The sequence below is a fragment of the Streptomyces cirratus genome, from assembly GCF_014650775.1.
Lineage (GTDB): Bacteria > Actinomycetota > Actinomycetes > Streptomycetales > Streptomycetaceae > Streptomyces > Streptomyces cirratus.
Window position 1 is genome coordinate 35,158 of sequence record NZ_BMVP01000026.1, and the last position, 19,729, is coordinate 54,886.

The 19,729-nt window shown below is 70.4% G+C and carries 15 protein-coding genes, 1 pseudogene and 2 CRISPR repeat arrays; of the genes and pseudogenes, 9 read left to right on the forward strand and 7 right to left on the reverse strand.

Features of this window, described 5'->3' with window-relative positions; all coding sequences use genetic code 11:
* Positions 1-196 precede the first annotated feature (196 nt).
* Positions 197-3,166, reverse strand: coding sequence for a CRISPR-associated helicase Cas3' (gene cas3, locus IE207_RS31660; RefSeq protein WP_308433700.1), 2,970 nt, complete (start codon positions 3,164-3,166; stop codon positions 197-199).
* 126 nt (positions 3,167-3,292) lie between these two features.
* A CRISPR array of direct repeats spans positions 3,293-3,870; the repeat unit is 28 nt; unit sequence GTCGGCCCCGCCCACGCGGGGGTAGCTC.
* A 777-nt stretch (positions 3,871-4,647) separates the two neighbouring features.
* Positions 4,648-5,576, reverse strand: a protein-coding gene (locus tag IE207_RS31665) for an IS5 family transposase (protein ID WP_373304807.1) whose coding sequence is annotated in 2 segments (ribosomal slippage) — positions 4,648-5,225 and positions 5,225-5,576 — 930 coding nt in all. Because the reading frame shifts where the segments join, the coding sequence is not laid out codon by codon here.
* Positions 5,577-5,688: 112 nt separating this feature from the next.
* Here IE207_RS31665 and IE207_RS31670 point away from each other — a divergent pair.
* Positions 5,689-6,354, forward strand: coding sequence for a nitroreductase (locus IE207_RS31670; RefSeq protein ID WP_190187783.1), 666 nt, complete (start codon positions 5,689-5,691; stop codon positions 6,352-6,354).
* A gap of 34 nt (positions 6,355-6,388) precedes the next feature.
* Positions 6,389-8,913: direct repeats of the CRISPR family, unit length 29 nt; unit sequence GTGCTCCCCGCCGACGCGGGGGTGGTTCG.
* A gap of 492 nt (positions 8,914-9,405) precedes the next feature.
* Here IE207_RS31670 and IE207_RS33610 read toward each other — a convergent pair.
* Both IE207_RS33610 and IE207_RS31685 read right to left on the reverse strand, forming a co-directional pair.
* Positions 9,406-11,412 (reverse strand): hypothetical protein, encoded by a 2,007-nt coding sequence (locus IE207_RS33610; RefSeq protein WP_229874213.1) that lies wholly within the window; start codon positions 11,410-11,412, stop codon positions 9,406-9,408.
* 773 nt (positions 11,413-12,185) lie between these two features.
* Positions 12,186-12,482: a helix-turn-helix transcriptional regulator gene (locus IE207_RS31685; RefSeq protein ID WP_190187784.1), complete on the reverse strand. Its 297-nt coding sequence runs from the start codon at positions 12,480-12,482 to the stop codon at positions 12,186-12,188.
* Between the two features lie 93 nt (positions 12,483-12,575).
* Between IE207_RS31685 and IE207_RS31690 the strand changes: the two genes are divergently transcribed.
* Both IE207_RS31690 and IE207_RS31695 read left to right on the forward strand, forming a co-directional pair.
* Positions 12,576-13,220 carry an HAD family hydrolase gene (locus IE207_RS31690; RefSeq protein WP_190187785.1) on the forward strand — a complete coding sequence of 215 codons (645 nt, stop codon included), beginning with the start codon at positions 12,576-12,578 and terminating at the stop codon, positions 13,218-13,220.
* 4 nt (positions 13,221-13,224) lie between these two features.
* Positions 13,225-14,064: a DUF1932 domain-containing protein gene (locus tag IE207_RS31695; protein WP_190187786.1), complete on the forward strand. Its 840-nt coding sequence runs from the start codon at positions 13,225-13,227 to the stop codon at positions 14,062-14,064.
* Between the two features lie 7 nt (positions 14,065-14,071).
* Here the strand turns inward: IE207_RS31695 and IE207_RS31700 are convergent, their stop codons facing one another.
* From IE207_RS31700 to IE207_RS31710, 3 genes are all read right to left on the reverse strand, one after another.
* On the reverse strand, positions 14,072-14,635 hold the full coding sequence (locus IE207_RS31700) for a phosphotransferase-like protein (RefSeq protein WP_190187787.1): 564 nt from the start codon (positions 14,633-14,635) through the stop codon (positions 14,072-14,074).
* On the reverse strand, positions 14,632-15,669 hold the full coding sequence (locus IE207_RS31705; RefSeq protein ID WP_190187788.1) for an AAA family ATPase: 1,038 nt from the start codon (positions 15,667-15,669) through the stop codon (positions 14,632-14,634). The genes IE207_RS31700 and IE207_RS31705 overlap by 4 nt, the downstream gene beginning before the upstream one ends.
* A 205-nt stretch (positions 15,670-15,874) precedes the next feature.
* Entirely contained in the window at positions 15,875-16,309 is a 435-nt protein-coding gene (locus IE207_RS31710; protein ID WP_190187789.1) for a GntR family transcriptional regulator, read from the reverse strand.
* A 300-nt stretch (positions 16,310-16,609) separates the two neighbouring features.
* Here IE207_RS31710 and IE207_RS31715 point away from each other — a divergent pair, with 300 nt between their 5' ends.
* From IE207_RS31715 to IE207_RS31740, 6 genes and pseudogenes are all read left to right on the forward strand, one after another.
* Positions 16,610-17,179 (forward strand): hypothetical protein, encoded by a 570-nt coding sequence (locus tag IE207_RS31715; RefSeq protein WP_190187790.1) that lies wholly within the window; start codon positions 16,610-16,612, stop codon positions 17,177-17,179.
* 201 nt (positions 17,180-17,380) lie between these two features.
* Positions 17,381-17,878 (forward strand): WhiB family transcriptional regulator, encoded by a 498-nt coding sequence (locus IE207_RS31720; RefSeq protein ID WP_229874214.1) that lies wholly within the window; start codon positions 17,381-17,383, stop codon positions 17,876-17,878.
* Entirely contained in the window at positions 17,875-18,171 is a 297-nt protein-coding gene (locus IE207_RS31725) for a hypothetical protein (protein ID WP_190187792.1), read from the forward strand. The genes IE207_RS31720 and IE207_RS31725 overlap by 4 nt, the downstream gene beginning before the upstream one ends.
* 144 nt (positions 18,172-18,315) lie before the next feature.
* Positions 18,316-18,498: a hypothetical protein gene (locus tag IE207_RS31730; protein WP_229874215.1), complete on the forward strand. Its 183-nt coding sequence runs from the start codon at positions 18,316-18,318 to the stop codon at positions 18,496-18,498.
* Between the two features lie 17 nt (positions 18,499-18,515).
* Complete coding sequence (locus tag IE207_RS31735; protein WP_190187793.1) at positions 18,516-18,827, forward strand: hypothetical protein; 312 nt, start codon at positions 18,516-18,518, stop codon at positions 18,825-18,827.
* A gap of 216 nt (positions 18,828-19,043) precedes the next feature.
* Positions 19,044-19,729, forward strand: a pseudogene (locus tag IE207_RS31740) (hypothetical protein); the annotation flags it as partial.

The window sequence follows — 19,729 nt, forward strand, 5'->3', positions numbered from 1 at the left end:
AAAGCCCTGTCGAGACGAAGCAGGGCCGCCAGCGCCACCACAATGGCGCAACATCTATTGCTAAAGGGCCCGTTATCAGGACTTGACCACCCGAAAGAGTGGAACCGGCCAGCCAGGCCACCTTCGCGCCCGTGACGCGGTACGGTTCCCCACCAGCTCTGCCTCCCCGCCTTCGCGGGGGTGTTCCCATCTACTGCTACACGTCGTCCCCGCCAACGCGGGGCCCCTCGGGGCGTGACGCAGCTGTCACGAGCAGCCCCAGCACCTCGTCGTAACCCACCCTGTACTCGCCCAACGACGCCCAGCCGTCCTGCTCCAGCACCAGCGCCGACGAGTACCTGAGCCACGGGTGCGCCGACCACCCCGGCAGTGCCGCCAGGTCCTTCTCCGCGTCCCGGGTCAGCCGGGCCGGCAGCCGCACGGAACCTCCCAAAACCCGGTCCACCACATCGTCTTGGACCGCCTCGCCGTGGACACCCAGTCGGCTTCCGTCGAGCGCCGCGTATCCGCCGGGCAGCCGTCGGACGAGCACGACCTCCACCGACCGTTCCCCGTCCCGGACGACGGCGTCGAGCTCCTCCTCGGCCCGCACGCCGTACGCCCCTCCGCAGTGCAGCCCCGCCAGAGTCGGTGCAGCCCACTCGCGCGGCCGGGTCAGCACGAATTCCTGCGCTGCCGCAGCACGTTTCTCCTGTTCCTCGAGGTACGTCTCTCGCGCCACCCGGACACGGTCAGCCCAGGCCGCAGGGCACGCCTCCGCGTCCCCGTAAGCCCGCGCCACCAGGTCGGGCACCTGCGCCGGAATGCTCCACCCCCGCCGCCGGCCCCGTTCATGCGGGCCGCCCCTGACCTCGGCCGCTTCCGAAGCGTCATCGCCTTCGCACGTCAGCGGACCGGCCGCCTCCACAACCAGCGCCGCCGCGCGCAGCAGCGGCCACTCCCCATAAATCAACTTCGAAGCAGGCAGGAACACAGGGCCCCCGCCCGGGCTGGCCGCAACTCCGCTGACCATCACACGCGGACAGCACACCGCTGCCGGCCGCCGAGTCCCCTCATGCCGGTGAAGCCGCCCGATCCGCTGCAGCAGCAAGTCCACGGGAGCCAGATCAGTAATCAGCACATCCGCGTCGACGTCGAACGACTGTTCAGCGAGCTGGGTGGCCACCACCACCATCCGTGCCGGACGCCCACCCCCCGCACCCGGCCCCAGCCGCTGCAGACACCGCTCCGTACGCTCCGCCCGATGGGCAGTACACAGCCGACCGTGCAGCAGGTGCACCTCGCCATCGAAGCCTCGGTCGAGCAGAGTCCGGTAAATACGCTGCGCCCGCTCCACCTGGTTGACGATCACCAGCGCCACTCCCCCGCCGGCCACCGCCTGTCGCGCGGCGTCGGCCACCACGGCACCATCCACCGTCACGTCTGGCAGCCATGCCAACTCCATGGGAAACGCCGCTCGCCACGGCGCCGTCGCACGGGTGGAGGTCTCGACCACCGGCCGCTCGTCCACCGCGTACGCAGCGGTCACACATGGATATCCGGCAGGCACAGGGACCACCTCCGACACATCCGCCCGCCCCGTGGCCCCCGAAATATAGGCGTCCACCAGGCTCTGCCGCTGCTGCGGCGGCAACGTCGCCGACAACAAGACCACCGGAACACCAGCCTGTCCCAGCCACCGCAGCGCCTCCTCGAGGAACTGACGCATGTAGACATCGGCCGCATGCACCTCATCGACGATCACGACCTTGCCCGCCAGGCCGGCGAAGCGGAGCATGACATGCCGCGTACGCGTCGCCGCATACAACAGGTGATCCACCGTCCCCACGGCGAATCCCGTCAACAAACCGCGCTTACTCCCGAGGAACCACCGCGGAGGCCCATCCCGGTCTGCCACACCGCAGCACGGGGCCACCATGCCGAACTCGTCGTCCTCGTCGATCGCCCCGTACTCATCCCCCACGTCACCGGTACACCCGTCCGACCCGTCGACCGCGGACCCTTCCCAGATGCCACGCCACCGCGGATTAAAACGCCGCTTGCCGTGCAGCAGACCAACCTCGGACTCCAACTCCGGATCAAACGACCGCACCCACGACAGCACCTGCTCGTACATCGGATCACTCGTCGCCTGAGTCGGCATCGCCACGAACACGCCATCCAGCCCGAACCGTGCCGCCAGCACCTCCGCCGCCGCTAACGCGGCTTTCGTCTTCCCCTCCCCCATCGGCGCCTCAACCACCAGCAACCCCGGAACCGGCATCTCCCAAGCCCGCTCCACCAACTCGACCTGAGACGCCCTCGGCTCAACCCCGAAACGCCTCTCAAGAGGCTGCAGGCGAGAATCCGGCATCGGTAACTGACCCCACCCCCCGGAAAGCCGCAACCTCGACCAACCCGCCTCCGCCCGCCGCCGAGCACCAGCCAGAGAAACATCTGCGACATCCGCGATCCCCGGAAAACAAAGAGCGTCGCTGGCGATCCAGTCCGCCATCACGATCAAACCCGACAGCGCCAACTGCTCAGCTTTCCGCAACGGCTGCCGCGGACACGCCCCCTCCAGGCTCTCGAACCCCACGGAACGCGTGAACACCTCGACCAAAGCCCGCTGAACCTCAGCCCACCCGGCACCACGCCCCTGCTGCTCCCGAGGCGCTGTCAGGCTCTGCGCCGAAGGGAAGGCACCGTGATGACCCGAAACCAGCGGCCACACCCATCCAGCCGCATCCCGGCCCCACGCGTCCCGCAGCAACGGTGCCAACAGAGCCCCGCCCGCCACATCGTGTCGCCACCGCTTCCCGGCCGGCCAACGCCGCCAAGTCAGCCCCGCCGCAATGACGCGAGCAGCTTCTACCGCGTCCACCGACTGAAAAGCAGGAGTCGCCTTGCCGCAGTCGTGGATACCGCACACCCACATGAACCACTCGCGTCCACGCCCTCCACTGATCTCATCCAGCCGCCAGCGCAACGACGGCGCGAGATAGCTGTGCCACATGACCTCAGCAACCGCTGCCGTGTCCAGCAGATGCCCCAGCAAAAGATGCATCCGCCCGGCATTACGTGCTGCCGACTTCCCCCACAATGCGGACAACCGTGACACCGTCTCAGATGTCAATCCCATCGACAGCATCACAGCCACCACCGACTCCTCAACACCCACGATCACACCCCCTCCCCGCACGGCCTAAACGCATGGGCGGCACCATAGATGACCCCACTGACAACGCCCCACAACCCGAAACAAGTGAACGAAAACTGGCCCTACTGCTAGCATCACCGCAGTTCAACAAGTGTCGGCCCCGCCCACGCGGGGGTAGCTCGTGGTGGGCCTGCCCGAGGGTGTGCCAGGTTCCGTCGGCCCCGCCCACGCGGGGGTAGCTCTGGACCGGGTGAATCCGACGGTCGAACCGTAGAGTCGGCCCCGCCCACGCGGGGGTAGCTCGCTGGGGTCGGGGATGAGGTTGCCGGTCGTACCGTCGGCCCCGCCCACGCGGGGGTAGCTCGGCAACGGCGAGGCCTACAACGTGACCGCCGAGGTCGGCCCCGCCCACGCGGGGGTAGCTCGCGCCTCGCCCCCAACGTCGGCCTGGCCAGGATGTCGGCCCCGCCCACGCGGGGGTAGCTCTATGCGGCGTCCGTGCTCGCGGACCCCGCTGCCGTCGGCCCCGCCCACGCGGGGGTAGCTCTACATATTCGGTGAGCGTGCCGATTTGGGCGAGGTCGGCCCCGCCCACGCGGGGGTAGCTCTGGGAAGGCCCCCAGACCCTCGCCGCGCTCCGCGTCGGCCCCGCCCACGCGGGGGTAGCTCCGCCCACCACTGCTGGCACCGCGTCGAACCCGCGTCGGCCCCGTCCACGTGGGGGTAGCTCGCGTATGGTGTCGCTGTTCTACGTCGGCCCGGAGTCGGCCCCGCTCACGCGGGGTAGCTCCCGTATGGTGTCGCTGTTCTACGTCGGCCCGGAGTCGGCCCCGCCCACGCGGGGTAGCTCTCAGAACCGCTGGGGCTTCGACGGCGGCGAGGAGTTGGCCCTGCCCACGCGGGGGTAGCTCGGGCGACATGACGGAGCGCGTAGCAGGCGACACGTCGGCCCCGCCCATGCGGGGGTAGCTCGTACGGCGCCCTGGACGAGATCCGCACCAGCCGGTCCGCCCCGCCGACGCCGGGGTGGTTCGAGCGACGACCCGAGCACCACCAACGCGCGCCAGTGCTCCCCGCCCACGCGGGGGTGGTCCGACGGTCTACGACATCGCCAACGGGCAGACCGGGTGCTCCCCGCCGACGCGCGGGTGCTTCGGCGACGTCCAGGTCCAGGTCGGCGAAGTTGGGGTGCGCCCCGCCGACGCGGGGGTGGTTCGCCGGCGACGCCGAGGCCGACGAGGACGAGCACGTGCTCCCCGCCGACGCGGGTATGGTTCGGACGACCCCGTCACCAAGGCCCACGTCAAGGAGTGCTCCCCGCCGACGCGGGGGTGGTTCAGTCTCCGACGCGGAGGCGTATGACCCGTACGCGTGCTCCCGCCGACGCGGGGGTGGTTCGCAGGCGGGCCTTCTCGTTTCTTGACATGCCCTGTGCTCCCCGCCGACGCGGGGGTGGTTCGGGGGCTGGAGGGTTGCACGTAGAGGTGCACTAGGGGCTGTCCTGGCGATCACGAGCGGAGCCAGATGACGAGTGCGGCTGCGGTAACGGTGCCGAGGTAGACATAGCCGCGCTTGTCGAACCTGGTCGCAACCGCGCGGAAGGTCTTCAGCCTGTTGATCGCCCGTTCAACGGTGTTGCGCTTCTTGTAGCGGTCCCTGTCGAAACCGGGCGGCCGACCCCCGGCGCTGCCGTGTCGGACCCGGTTGGCGGCCTGGTCGGCCTTCTCCGGGATGACGTGCCGGATTCCTCGTCTGCGCAGGTAACGGCGGGTTCGGCGGTTGCTGTAACCCTTGTCGGCGCTGACACTGTCCGGCTTGGTGCGCGGCCTGCCGCAGGTCAGCCGCGGCACGCGGATCCTGTCCATGACCGACTCGAACTGGGTGCAGTCGGCGTATTGGCCGGGCGTGATGACCAGCGAGAGCACCCGGCAGCGGCCGTCCGCACTCAGGTGGATCTTGGTAGCGAACCCGCCACGCGAGCGGCCGAGCGCCTCACCTCCCGCGCCACCTCCGCCAGCCGGTCGATCAGTTCCGACCGGACCCGAGCGACTTTGACCGTCTGGACAGAGCCCCCTTTGAAGGATGGCGGCGGAGCATGCCGGGCGCCGGCGGCGTGGTGGTGCGCGCGCACGGACGTCGAGTCGACCGAGACGTCCCAGTCGATCTCGCCGGCCGCGTCCGTCTCGGCCTGGATCCGCCGCAGGAGCATCTCCCACGTTCCGTCCGCTGACCACCGGCGATGGCGCTCGTGCACTGTCTTCCACGGTCCGTACCGCTCTGGCAGCTCGCGCCACTGCACGCCCGTGCGTATCCGGTACAGCACCCCGTTCACGACCTGACGATGGTCCCGCCACCTGCCGCAACGCCCATTGCTTACCGGCAGAAGCGGCTCCAGCCGCTCCCACTGGACATCTGTCAGATCACTCCTACTCCCCATAGTCGTATCAACCACTGACTGATCGTCGGAACGTCGTCCAGCCCCCAGCGATGCTCGGTCCTGACCGCTGAATACGGTGGAGGGGCCCGGTTGAATGAGAGGACGCGAAGACGTGGATGTGTATGAGGCCGTCGACAGCCGCCGGGCCGTACGGGCGTTCAGTGATGAGCCGGTGCCCACGGAGGTACTCGAACGAGTGCTGACCGCAGCAACGCGGGCTCCGTCCAGCGGGAACCTCCAGCCGTGGCACATGTATGTCGTGAGCGGCGAACCCTTGGCCGAACTGAAGAGGCGCGCGACGGCTAGGGCACAGGCGGGAGACCCGGGTGATGAGCGGGAGTATCCGATGTACCCGGACGAACTGACCTCGCCGTATCTGGACCGCTTCTCCGCTGCGGCGGCTCAGCGATACGAGGCGCTGGGGATTGAGCGCGACGACCCCGAGCGGCCCCAGAAGATCGCTACCTTGAACTCGGAGGCGTTCGGAGCGCCGGTCGTCTTGTTCTGCTACCTCGACCGGACGATGGGGCCCGGCCAGTGGGGTGATGCGGGGATGTACTTGCAGACGCTCATGCTGTTGCTGAGGGCGGAAGGGTTGCACAGCTGCCCCCAGGTGATGTGGACCATGTACCGCAAAACCGTCAGTCGAACAGTCGGAGCCGATGACGAGCTTGTGCTGTACTGCGGCATCTCAGTGGGATTTGAGAAGGAAGGCGTGCCAAGGCTGCGTACCGGGCGGGCGGACATGACGGAAACGGTGAGCTTCATCGGAGTGTGACCGCTGACGGCCGAGATCGACAGGACAGGGCCTAGTGCTCCCCGCCGACGCGGGGGTGGTTCGGCGGACGCTGTCTATCTCGCTGGCACCCCGGCGTGCTCCCCGCCGACGCGGGGGTGGTTCGGCGCCCCGACGCCTGGGAACCTTGCCCCCTTGGTGCTCCCCGCCGACGCGGGGGTAGTTCGACCGATGCCTGAGCTTTGTCGATGACCAGGGCGTGCTCCCCGCCGACGCGGGGGCGGTTCGAACTGCGCCTTGAGGCCGACGAGCCCGGGGAGGTGCTCCCCGCCGACGCGGGGGTGGTTCGTCCCACGGGACAGCAGCCACACACTGACCTCGGTGCTCCCCGCCGACGCGGGGGTGGTTCGAACAGCCGGCCGTCGTCCTGCTGGGTCAGCAGGTGCTCCCCGCCGGCGCGGGGGTGGTTCGGCGATGACCGGCGAGCCGGTGCTCATGTCGCTGTACTCCCCGCTGACGCGGGGGTGGTTCGAGCGCGGAATCCGTGCTCCACCTCGCGCGCTCGTGCTCCCCGCCGACGCGGGGGTGGTTCGAGGCCTGAGACAATGGAGAGGTGACGGTTCACGTGCTCCCCGCCGACGCGGGGGTGGTTCGCCGCCCGCGGCGCGCCCGGTCCGCTGGTTGAAGTGCTCCCCGCCGACGCGGGGGTGGTTCGCAGCAGCGACGGCGACCGGCACGTCCTCGTGTGTGCTCCCCGCCGACGCGGGGGTGGTTCGTCCCGGAACGGGGGCGGGGCCAAGCCCTTCAAGTGCTCCCCGCCGACGCGGGGGTGGTTCGTCGGCCACGTTCTTGCGGTCGGACTCGCCCCAGTGCTCCCCGCCGACGCGGGGGTGGTTCGGGGTCCGCGACGCCAGGACGAGCACGGCCAGGGTGCTCCCCGCCGACGCGGGGGTGGTTCGTACGAGATCCACGTTCACGAGGCTCGAAACGAGTGCTCCCCGCCGACGCGGGGGTGGTTCGTCGGTATCCAGGACCCAGCTCATCTAGATCATGTGCTCCCCGCCGACGCGGGGGTGGTTCGATCGACTCCATCCTCCGCCAGCACCACCGCCGGTGCTCCCCGCTGACGCGGGGGTGGTTCGTCGTCCGGGCGGAACTGCGCGGCCGCAGGGTCGTGCTCCCCGCCGACGCGGGGGTGGTTCGTTGTAGCCCACCCCGGCCCAGTCCTGGGCGAGGTGCTCCCCGCCGACGCGGGGGTGGTTCGGGCACCGTGCAGGCCGGAGTCGAGGTGGAGCCGTGCTCCCCGCCGACGCGGGGGTGGTTCGGGCACCGTGCAGGCCGGAGTCGAGGTGGAGCCGTGCTCCCCGCCGACGCGGGGGTGGTTCGTCGGAACCTGCCCCCAGCAGCACAGAGGAAGAGTGCTCCCCGCCGACGCGGGGGTGGTTCGCCGACTTCCAGCGGAAATACGGTCTCGGCCCGGTGCTCCCCGCCGACGCGGGGGTGGTTCGGTGCCGGAGAGTTCGAGGCGGGTGGACTGGACGTGCTCCCCGCCGACGCGGGGGTGGTTCGCGCGACGCTCAGCGTGCGGAGGAGGACCTCACGTGCTCCCCGCCGACGCGGGGGTAGTTCGAACTGGCCGACACCGGGCTCGCCCCCGAGTGCGTGCTCCCTGCCGACGCGGGGGTGGTTCGGGGCCCATGCGCGAGGCGCGGCCCCGGGTGGTGTGCTCCCCGCCGACGCGGGGGTGGTTCGGGGCCCATGCGCGAGGCGCGGCCCCGGGTGGTGTGCTCCCCGCCGACGCGGGGGTGGTTCGCCGCGAGGCAGGCTCAGGCCGACGCCGCGCGGGTGCTCCCCGCCGACGCGGGGGTGGTTCGGGAATAGGGGATGCCCGCTCCCGAGATTGCGGGTGCTTCCCGCCGACGCGGGGGTGGTTCGATGCGGCGTGGCTGGTTGTCCCGGCCGAGGTAGTGCTCCCGTCCGACGCGGAGGTGGTTCGTGGAGGGCGCTGACCAGGGGGCGGTGCGAGCGGTGCTCCCCGCCGACGCGGGGGTGGATCGTCAGCCGCGATCGTGGCCCAAATCCAGCAGACGTGCTCCCCGCCGATGCGGGGGTGGTTCGCTTGGACTGCAAGTCGTCCACGTCGAACCACGGTGCTCCCCGCCGACGCCGGGGTGGTTCGCGGGAGTCGAGGACGGGGAACGTGTCCGGGTCGTGCTCCCCGCCGACGCGGGGGTGATTCGGACACCGTCACCGCCGCGCTCACCGAGCTGCAATGCTCCCCGCCGACGCGGGGGTGGTTCGCCGACTTCCTGCGGGAGTACGGGCTCGGCCCGGTGCTCCCCGCCGACGCGGGGCGCGATCATCTGGTCCAGCATGGCCTCTGGCACTGTGCTCCCCGCCGACGCGGGGGCGGTTCGCCGGTTCTCACCGGCGAGGGCAACCTCAGCCAGTGGCTCCCCGCCGACGCGGGGGTGGTTCGCGGGCCGACGCCGAGTCGCTGACGTCCTACGCGTGCTCCCCGCCGACGCGGGGGTGGTTCGGCCAGGGTGTAGGAGCCCCGGCCTTTCACGTGGTGCTCCCCGCCGACGCGGGGGTGGTTCGATCGGCCGGAAGGCCCACCCGCCTTTGCTGCTGTGCTCCCCGCTAACGGCATCCTTCGTCTCCCCGGTCCACGTGGGACCGGTGAGCGGCCGGGGCCAGATCCGTCGGAGCAGCATCAGCCCGGCCGGGGACGGGCGCGGCGCCGGGCGGCAGAATCCGCAGCGAGCTCACAATGGTGCGGCCCGCCGCCTTGTTGGCGGCCGCGATGGGGCGGGCCTGATCCTGCCGGGCCTTCGTCGCCCAGCCCGTCGACTCCGGACACACGGTGAGCCGGCCTGAGTCGATGTTGTACGAACTGCGATGACGTGACTGGCGAGCTCGGGAGCAATGGCCGCCCACCGCTCCCGCAGCATCGCGCCGGCGGCCGGGAGCTCCCAAGCCCGCTCGGTGACCAGCGCACCGATCGCCGCCCCGAGCCTCCATCGCGCCGAACCGTCGTGACGGCACCCAGCACCACCTTGGCCAGGTCCACGCCGGACACCTCGACGCTTCTCATGCCTGCCCCCAGGTGGTGTAGCCGAGGTCCAAATGCCCGAGGCTAGCCCGGCGCCGCACCTGCGCGACGAACGCCCGAGTGAACAGACGCTGCGCCGACAGTTCGCCGTACCGGTCGATGTGGTCGAACACCAGCTGGCGGTCGGCGGCGGCCCGGTCACGCCAGTCCAGGACCTGCTCCCGGGTGAGGTCCTCGAGGACCAGCTGCTGGTCGTCGTTGACGGCAGCGGGCTCCGGCCCCGGAGCAGGAACAACGGCCGGACGCGGCGCGGGCAGCACAGCCGGGGCCATCGGCGCGGCCAAAATCTCGAACGCTTGCTGCGCCGCCGCGGCTTCTGCGCGGTGTGCCTTGGCGGCGGCCTGCTGCTCGCGGATCTGCGCCCACCGGTGCTCGCGGATCCACGCCTGCGCGGTCACGTCCTGGTGCAGCTGCCGGTCGGCAGCCGCACGGCGCTCTGCCTCGGAGGCGCCGGGCATCGCGGTGTCGACGGCGGCAGCAACCGCGTGGCGCTGGGCGCGGCGGTCGGCCTGCCGGTCCTCGCAGCGCGGGCAGTCCTGGCTGGAGTCGAGCAGGATCCGGTCGTCACACCGAGCGTCGCCGCACTGCTGTCGCTGGGGCAGGCCCCGGGCCAACAGCCAACCCACCGGATCGGTGATCGGACGCTGGGTGCGCAGCTGCTCATCCAAGCGCCGAACGAGCCGGTCGGCGAGCACCTGCGGAGCGTCCGTACGGCCCGCAAAGCCCTCCACCCGGGTCAGCTCGCTCAGGGCGGCCGCCTCCACCTGGCGGCGGGCGGCCGGACGGTCCAGACGTGCCCACACCAGGTCGACCGGAGCCAGAACGACCCGCAGCTTCTCAGGCGGTAGAGGCACCCTCCCCCGCTGCTGCCTGCGCTGACCCGTACTGTCCACGACCTTCACCGGAGCGCCGGCCACCGGCTCGCGGCCGGGCTTTTCCCTGCTGATCGAGGGGGACTTCTTCGGCTGTTCCCCGCGCAGCGGGACGCCGTCCTCGCGCATGCACGCGCGGTCCGGAAGGTCGTGGTTCCCACCACGGCCTTCGCCGGAAAAACCACCAGTTGGCTGCAGAGGAATGACCGGAGTAGCCAGATGAGGGTGATCAGTGTGAAGGGCTGCCGCAACGTCGGGCTCTGCAACAGCAGTCTCATCCGCCAACAGCACGCCGCAGACCTGCGATTCCGTCTTCATGTTCGGCGTCTCAACAGGCCCTGCCGCAACGTCGGGGTCTGAAAACTCGGGCTTTCGGGCCTCTGCACGGTGCTCCCGGAAGTCGTCGGCGACCGTACGGCCGTGCGCGGCGGCGACCGCCGGCACCATCAGTCGCGACCGGTTCGCCAGCCCGGAGCCCGTTCGCTGACGCACCCGCAGCACCAGCTCCCGGTCCTCCAGGCGCTCCAGCACCCGCTCCCCCGCTGACGCCGTGCAGCCCAGTAACCGGGCCACCGTCGCCGCCGCGCGGCCGCGCTTGGTGTCCACCGTGCCGCCGCACTGCCGCACCCGGCCGGTCTCCCGCGCCTCAAGCACCAGCAGCAGCAGCGCCAGACGGTCCCTCGCCGCGCCGCGACCGGTACGCGTACCGATCAGCCCGGCCGGGGTCACCGAGCCGTCCCGGTGCGTCCAGCCCGGCCCCATCACGGCCTCCAGCAGCCGCAGCAGCGTTGCCAACTCCTTCTTCGCCAGGTTCAGCGGGTGCCCGGCCATGCCCTGCGCCGCCCACAGCGGCAGCACCCGGCACTTCAGACCGTCGTCCTGGCCGTACTCTCCCTCCGCCGTTTCCACGGAGACCACGCCCGAACGACGCAGCCCAGGCACCACGTTGGAGGCCGTGTACGACGCGGACAGACCGAGCCACCGGCCCAGCTCGGAGGTACGGATCTCCACCACACCGGTCTCCGACGGCGTCCGCGACGCCAGCACCAGCACCGCCAGACGCACCGCGTCCGGCGCACCGTCCAAGTCGGCCAGGTCCAGCAGCAAACGCACCGCGCCACCCAGACGGGCGCGGGTATCCCGACCGAGCGACAGCGGATGACCCGCGGCCCGCTCCGGTACCGGCCCGGCCGGGACGGACAACTCCGTCCGAGGGCGCGGGAGCACGGCGGTCGGTGCCGCCACGGCGCTCACCGGCCCACCGCCGAGACACGAGTGACGGGAGCTGCGACGACACCCGGCGAACCGGTGCTCTTGTAGCTTCCTACCGGAAATCCCTCTTCCTGCATGAAGCGGATAAATGGGGATGAAACGTATGTCGTTCCCGTCACGTGGGACGACCGCTGAACCCGAACCGGGGTGAAACGGACAGGGTCAGGCTGACAAGGGGACACCACGTCGTGCACTATGAGAAACGACCTGCTCTCCACATAGCTGGACGACCGCGCCCCTCGGGGCCGGACGACCGGATGTACGGATGTGGCGGGACCGCCCCCCTTCGTGAGAAGCGGGGCAGACACCGATCGGGCGGGGGGAGATTTCTCCTCCCCTTCCGGTACTGCTGAACCGCGAAGCCCCTGTGGTGGGGGCCCCGCGGATAAAGCAACTGCTAGCTACAGCTGTGGTGGCCGTAGTTAGTGGCCAGGTGTGTAGCGATGGCCCTGGTTAGGGGCCGAGTGAGAAATGAGCGGCTCGGTGAGCCGCGGCTCGGGACCAGCTGTCACTGGGACCTGAGTGGCCGACGCGGGTGGTTAATCCGGTCGGTAGACGGGCCGCGCGAGGAGCGGGTGGTTAATCCGCCTGGCGCGCGGTCGATGGCCTTTAGGTCATCCCGATCCCCTCTCGGAGACCGGCGTCGGCATGCCCTCATCCAGCTGTGCGGCCTCAGGGAAGCGCTCTGCGAGCCGTTTGAGCAGGTGAATATAAACGGCGCGGTGAGGCCGGCGCGGTTGTACCTGTCCCAGCTCCCAACGGGCAATAGCGAGGCGTTGGACGCCCACGGCCTCGGCCACCTCAAGTTGGGTGAGGCCCGCGGCGAGGCGGAGCTGCTGCCGTACCCGCGGCGGCGGCAGGACGTCGTCCAGTAGGGCGTTCACCCGCTGCAAGGGGTCCGCGTCGTCCATGATCCAACCTCGCATGATCGATGTTGCCCCGAAAGATACACGATGGGAGCGGCCTTGGTGGGCGTCAACCAAACTCTCGATAGGGTCGGTTGCATGCTCGCCCTCTTCGACCTGGACGGGACGCTGATCGACCGTCAGGCCGCACTCAGCGACGCCGTGACCGCGCTGTGCCGCGCCCACACCTTCGACACCCCCATCGAGCGGTGGCTGCGCGGGGTGCTGGCCGACCGCGCCAACCCCAGCGACTTCGCTCGCCTGCGCACCGATTTCGGACTGACGGAGCCCGCCGAGCAGCTGTGGCAGGAGTACGTCGATCTGATCGCTGGGTCTGTCACCTGCCGATCGGAGATCCTCGAGGGCCTGCGCCAACTGCGCGCGGCAGGCTGGACCATCGGCATCGTCACCAACGGGGCCGGCGACATCCAGCGGGCCAAGCTCGCCGCAGCTGGCATCACCAACCTGGCCGTCGGCGTCGCAGCCTCCGGCGACCTGGAAATTCGCAAGCCGGCCCGCGAGCTTTTCGAGCTCGCGGCGAGCCGCTGCGGTCGAAGCCTGACCGATGGCGGCTGGATGATCGGCGACAACCCATCCGGAGACATCGGCGGCGGACACCAGGCGGGCCTGCGCACCATCTGGCTTCGAGGCCGGCCCTGGCCCGACGGCCTTCACACCGCAGACCACACCGTCGACGACGCCACCGACGCCATCGCCATCCTGCTCAACGAAACCTCGGAGTAGCACCGTGGACCAGCCTACCGTCGGCATCCTCCACCCCGGCAGTATGGGTGCCGCAGTGGCCGCATGCGCTGCAGCCAACGCCGCCGCGGTCCTCTGGTGCGAGGCCGGGCGCAGCAGCGTGTCGGCAGCGCGCGCCGAACAGTTCGGCCTGACGCCGGTAAGCACGCTGTCCGCGCTGCTCGACCGCAGTGACATCGTCATCAGTCTCTGCCCGCCAGCCGCCGCCGAGGACCTCGCCCGCGATGTCGTCCAGCACGGCTTCGCCGGAGTGTACGTGGAGGCGAACGCCATTAATCCGAAGCGGGCGCAGCGCATCACCGCGCTACTCGAACCGGATGCCACCGTCGTGGACGGCGCGGTCGTCGGCTCCCCACCGGTCGGCGGCAAGACACCGACCCTGTACCTGTCCGGCCCGAACGCTGCGACCGAGCGGATCGAGGCACTCTTCGCGGGCACCGCCGTCCGGACCGCAGTGCTGGGCACGCAGGTCGGGAAGGCGTCCGCACTGAAGCTGGCGTACACCAGCTTCCAGAAGACGTCGCGGGTCCTGGTGGCACTCGCGGTCGGGATGGCGCGCGAGCACGGCGTGGACCAGGAGCTCCTCGAAGTCGCCTCGAAGCGCACCGACTCGTACCTATCCGAACCGCAGTACATCGCCAAGGCCGCGGCCCGCGCCTGGCGCTGGGGCCCAGAGCTGGAGGAAGCCGCCGACGCGCTCGCGGACGCCGGCCTCCCGCCGGAGATGCTGCGGTCGGCCGCATCCACGCTGGCACGGTGGCACAACGTCCAAGACGATGGCGAGCTCACGCTCACCGACGCCCTGGACCGACTCGCCCAGCCGTAGCCCCCGCTCATGCCGTCGTTGCCCCCACCTGCACAAGCTGGTCGATGAGCCGCGCCGCCTCCTGCGGTGGCGCCATCGTTGTGTCCACCGTCAGGTCCCAGACGGTCTCCGGATGCGCGTCCAAGTCCTCGCGGGTCGCATCCCACGCCGTCAGGCGCGCCGTGGTGTCGCCGTCTCCCCGACCGGCGGATCGCGCTGCGGTCACCTCGCGAGGGCACCACAGCAGCACCACGGACCAGCTCGCCGGATAGCCGTCGACCAGGGCCCGGATGCCGTCGATCTGCCCGAGGTGCACCACCGGCACGCCGACTGCGAATGCGTCGTCCAGACCGGGTGCGTCGATGACGTAGGTGTTGCCGTACCGGCTGTTCGCGTAGACGACGGCGCCCGCGGCCTCCAGCTCGTGCAGCTGCTCGGCCGTACCCATCCGGTACCCGGCGGACTTGCCCGTGCCCACCTTGAGCCGCGCGAACTGCGCGTAAGCCGGACTCAGCTGGCCTAGCGCAGTGGTGACGGTGTCCTTGCCCGCCGCCGGCGGACCGTAGAGGACGACACCCCTCTTCACGGTCATGCGTACATCGCCCCCATCGCCTGGCGCGCCTGGTCCGCAAGCGTCACCGCGGTCCCCAGACGGTTGTCGACGACCAGATGCGGAACCGCCGGACGCAGGTCGAGGTCGATCGTTGCCATGTACTCGTCCCAGCGGGCCAACTTCCAGGCGTCCCGGGCCGCCGAGCGGAAGGTGATGTACTCCCGCATCGACTCCTCATCACAGCGCACCCACACGGGGAAGACGTCAACCCCCATGGACGCAGCCCGGTTGGACAGCCGCTGCATCCACTCCGGATCCGTCATCTCCGAGATGAACGGCGCGCTCAGCACCGTGCTGATTCCGCACTTGATGTTGGCCATGGCTGACTGCATCAGGCAGTCGTACTCCACAGACCGGACGCGCTCCCTGTAGAGCTCGGTGTGCCGGTCGTTCGGATCGCCGCCCAACGCCACCAGGAGGCGCTCCACCAGCGGCCGGGTGAGGGGATCCTTGTCGAGCAGCGGCCAACCAGTGAGCTGAACGAAGAACCTCGCCAGCTCGGTCTTGCCGCTGCCGGCATACCCGCCGACCAGGATCAGGACGGGGCGGTGCGGATCGCCGCCAGTGTGCCTCCGCTTCCAGGCGTCGATGATGCGCTGCTGGAGGGCGAAGTGGCCGGCGTCCTCGCTGCCGGGTGAGATGCGGTGGACCGCTCGTTCGACGGCCAATACGTGCGCGCCGTTGAGGCGATCGTCCATCGGCGTGAGCTTGAAGGACGTCTCCTCACCGGGCAGCGCGGTCCTGAAGCCGAGGTCGGGCTCGGTGGCCCGGTAGAGCAGGCAGTAGGCGCGTCGGTAGTGCGGGCCCGGGTAGACCTCGCCCTGCTCGTGCTGCCAGAGCGTCTGCGGATTCGCGGCGGGAATGCCCTTCAGCTTGGCTCGCTCAGCTACTTCGCGAAGCCTCTCGCCGGCCTTTTCCAGGGTCAGGCCGTGTGCCTCGCGCTGCTCACGCAGCCGGTCCGGCCGCCACCCCGCTCGTTGCTTCCCCACCCTCTGCCCCTCCGTCATCGTCATGCCTGTGAGCCTAGAGCTCAGGCCCGAAGTCCCATGTGTACACGGATGTTGAAAACCCGTGAACGAGCTCGTGTACACGCTTCGACAGGGCGCTGTGATGTTCCCGCCGAAGCGCTTGCGGTGTGATTGCTTCAGCAGCGCAGCCGGATGGCGGATGAGGAGGTGTCCCGTGCAAAGTCGACTTGCTTCGCTTGGTGTGACGCAATCAGGTCTTCCGCTCTCGCTCAAGTTCTTCGAGTCGGGTGGCCATCGCGTCAAGCCTGGCCTCAAGCCTCTTGACTGTGGCAGCAAGCTCGGCCGTGGAAGGTTGCGCTACGACAGGCGTCGGCCGGGCCCGAACGAAGACGCCCTTTCCTGCCTGTCCGTACAGAAGGCCCTCGGCGGTCAGTTCGGTGACGGCGCGCCGGACCACGGTGCTGGAGACGTCGTACTGCGATCCCAGTTTGGCTGTCGAGGGAATCGGGTCTCCGACTGCAAGACGGCCATCTGCGATCTGTTGTCGGAGATCCTCCATGACGCGCTGGTACTCCGGCTGACCGTTCCCCACCACTGCTCCTTCGTCATGTGACCGCTTGCTTGAGCTGCTCATAGTGCAGCACATGGGCTCGGTGATCAGTCGGTGCAGGGTCTGGGTCGTCATTGGGGACACCTCCTTGACAACCTTATGCACATAGTGCACCTTGTACGTAAGGCACGTGGTCCTCCGGGAGCACCGAGTCAGCACCACCGCAAGACCGTAGGAAGTCGTCCGCCTCGCAAGAGGGGGCCGGGGTCGATGGCAACACCAAATCCCCCGCGTTTCTCGACTACCTACTGCACGTCGCAGCGCTATGCGCTGTCCGTCCGTCAGGACGCCGGGGTCACCCGTGCGGCCTGGTGGGCGGAGAGAGCACCGCGACGCACCTACTCCCCCTCCCTTTCGCACATGAGGAGATTCGCCATGGCCGTTTCCGCCGCGATGCCCACTGCTAAGGAACGCCCCCGTCGGACCCGCACGAAGCGGGTCAGCGCCTTACCCGCCCTCAAGCTCTCCAAGCTCCTGCCCTCGCGCATCGACCTCCGCGACCCGCTCCAGGCCGTCCTCGTCTGCGAGGACTGCGGCACGTGGGTGCCGATCACCGGCATCAACAGCCGCGTGCAGAAGCTGGTCCCGCACCACACCGGCAAGGCGGGCGTCGCCGCCGCGATCCACTGCCGGAGCAGTAACCGCCGCGTCGAGTTCGATATGACGCTCCCCGAATGGCGCCAGGCCCTCGACGACGCCATCACTGAGGCGTCCAGCCGCACGGCCACCACCGTGCTGCCCAAGGCGTTCAGCGCGGAGACGGACCGGACCTTGCGGGCCCGCGCGGAGCGCACGGCCGCCGGCCGCGTCGCCGACTGGCAGGCGGCGCTGCCCCGCGTGGTTGACGCGGACAAGGCCCGGCGGGCGGTACCCGCGGGTGACACCCCGGCCGAGGCACGGAGCGTGCCCACGGACCACCTGACCGTCCAGCGCCTGGCGAGCTGAACAATCGCACGATCGACCACGGCCCCGGCCGCCCACATCGAGAGGGGGCGGCCGGGGCCGTGGCTGCTCGTACAGCAGTCAGAAAGCGACGAACCCCCGGGCTTAGGCCCCCGGGGGTCGTCTTTGCAGTCCCCCTCCACGAAAGGGAAGACGCACATGCACAGGATGACATCCACTCAGGCCCGCCGGATGCGGCGCCCGGTGCTTCAGGCCGCAATCGACGCCGGCGCCAAGTGCGCCGAGGCCGACCCCGACCTGTTCTTCCGGGCCGACGGCGAGCCGACGGCCACCTGGCAGGCGCAGCGCGCCGAGGCGATCCGCGTCTGCCACGGCTGCCCGGTACGGGCGGCCTGCGAGGAGCTCGCACTGCGCGACGGCGACGGCAACGACCGCGTTGACGACCTGGTGCGCGGTGGCCGGTCCGGGTGCGAACTGGCCGCACTCCGCAAGCGCCAGGCCCAGCGCCTCAGCGAGGCGATGACCGCCGACGAGGCCGCCGACGCGGAATGGAGGAACCTGATCGAAGCGTCGGTCGAGCTTTGGGCCGAGGCTCGGGTGATGCCGACCAGGAGCGCCGGCATTAGGCACCAGGCCGAACTCGTCGCGCAACAGAACCAGCGGCTCCGCGAGCTCGCCGACCGCATCACTGCCGTCCGCTCCGCTCGCCGCGCCCGCACTGGATGGGGGGTCGCGGCATGACCACCATCGTCACCCCGCAGGACGAGACCGACTCGCACAGCCGGCGGCTGGGCCGTCTGCTGGTGCGTATGGTCCGTGACAGCGACGCCACGATCCCGCCCGAGCGTCGGGCCCGGCGCACCCTCGCCGAGATGGCCCCGGGCTACACCCGCCCCCCGCTGCTGAGTTTCCACTCCCCGGCGCCGGCGCGTGCGGCGGACGACGCGTGCGTCCTGTGCGGGTACTGGACCTGCCGCTGCGGCCAGGCCGTCACCGCTCCGAGCCGGGCGAGTGCGACGGGTGCGGTCCGGTGAGCGCCTGCGGTCACCCGCCGAGGCTCGTGACAGTCAACTGCACTGGCGCCGACGGCAAGCCGTACCAGTCGGTGCGGCACGAGCCCTGCACGTGCGGCGCCCCAGCGCCGTCCGAGCCGAAGAAATAGGAGCCCGTGCACATACGTGCCGCCCGTACCGCCCAGCACCACGCGGTACGGGCCATCGCCGCGCGGCCTGGCCCACCCCCTCACCCGCGCCCTCCTGGCGGCCGCCGCACTCACCGCCGCGGCCGCCTGGGAGGCCGGCCACCGCGTCGCCGAACTCCACCCCGCACCAGGCGCCGAACCCCAACCGGGACGGCACTGACGATCCAGGAGCAGCAGATGACGATGACGCCCGCAGACTTCCGCGACATCAAAGGCGACCCGGCCGGCTGGTCGCCCGCCGACTTCGACACGTACACGGTCCTTTCCGAGATCTGCCCGCCGCCGCACAGCGCGCGGGAGATGCAGGAGATCGCCGCCGGCCACGACAAGGACGCGGTCCGCGAGACGCAGATCGCGGACATTCTCGCCGGCGACGGGCACACCGAGGCCGCCGGGATCTGGCTCCGCAGCGCCGAGGCGTCCCGCGAGTACGCGGGCGCCGCCCGTCAGGGTTGGCAGCGCTACCAGGCCGTCCTGAACGGCGAGTGACCCGTACGACTCCTACCGCACCACCCCGCTGGTGGGGGAAGTGACCCAGGTGGTCGACGCTCAGCGCGAGCACCTGCGTGCGGTCGCCGACCTCGTCGGTGACCGCACACCGGCCTGACAAATCCCCGCCCCACCGCACCACCCGAGCCGGCAGCCCGCACGAGGGGGCTGCCGGCTCTCCCCTTGTCTGCCGCAACTTCACAGGGAGAGACAGCCGTGGCGACCGCCCAGCGTTCGAAGACCCCGGCCCGGCGCAAGCCGCCGGCCCGCACCCGCAAGCCCCCCGTCGTCAAGGCCACGCCCACCGCGCCGACCGTGTCGGCCCCGGCGTTGTCAGCTGCCGATGTGGCCCTGGCCGATGCCCGTGACCGCGCCGCCGACCTGGCCGACCTCGTACGTGAGGTGGCCCGCGCCGACGCAGACACGCTCTTGGCCGATGCCGAGGCCCGCGCGGCCCACCTCACCGATCAGGCCGCCCTGCACGCCCACCAGGTCCGGGCCACGGCGAAAGCCGACGCCCGCCAGGTCCTCGCCGACGTGGTGGAGGAATCCGGGCGCCGCCTGGCCGCCTCCACTACCAGCGCGAAGGAGACGAGGAGCACCGCCGAAGAGGAGGCGCAGCAGATCCGCCACCAGGCGCGCTCTGAGGCGGAGCAGACCGCGACCGCCGGCCGCGCGCTGGCGGGCCGCCACCGTGCGGAAGCCGCCCGCCGCGCCGGCGCGATCGAGGACCGGGCCCGCGAAAGTGCGCAGCGGATCCGCGACGATGCCGCCCGGGAGGCCGCACTGCTCCTGGAGCGCGCCGCCAAGGAGGCTGACGGAATCCGGGCCAAGGCTGAGGCCGTCCTGGAGCAGGCGCGGGCCGACGCCGAGCAGGTGCGCACCGCAGCACGTACCGAAGC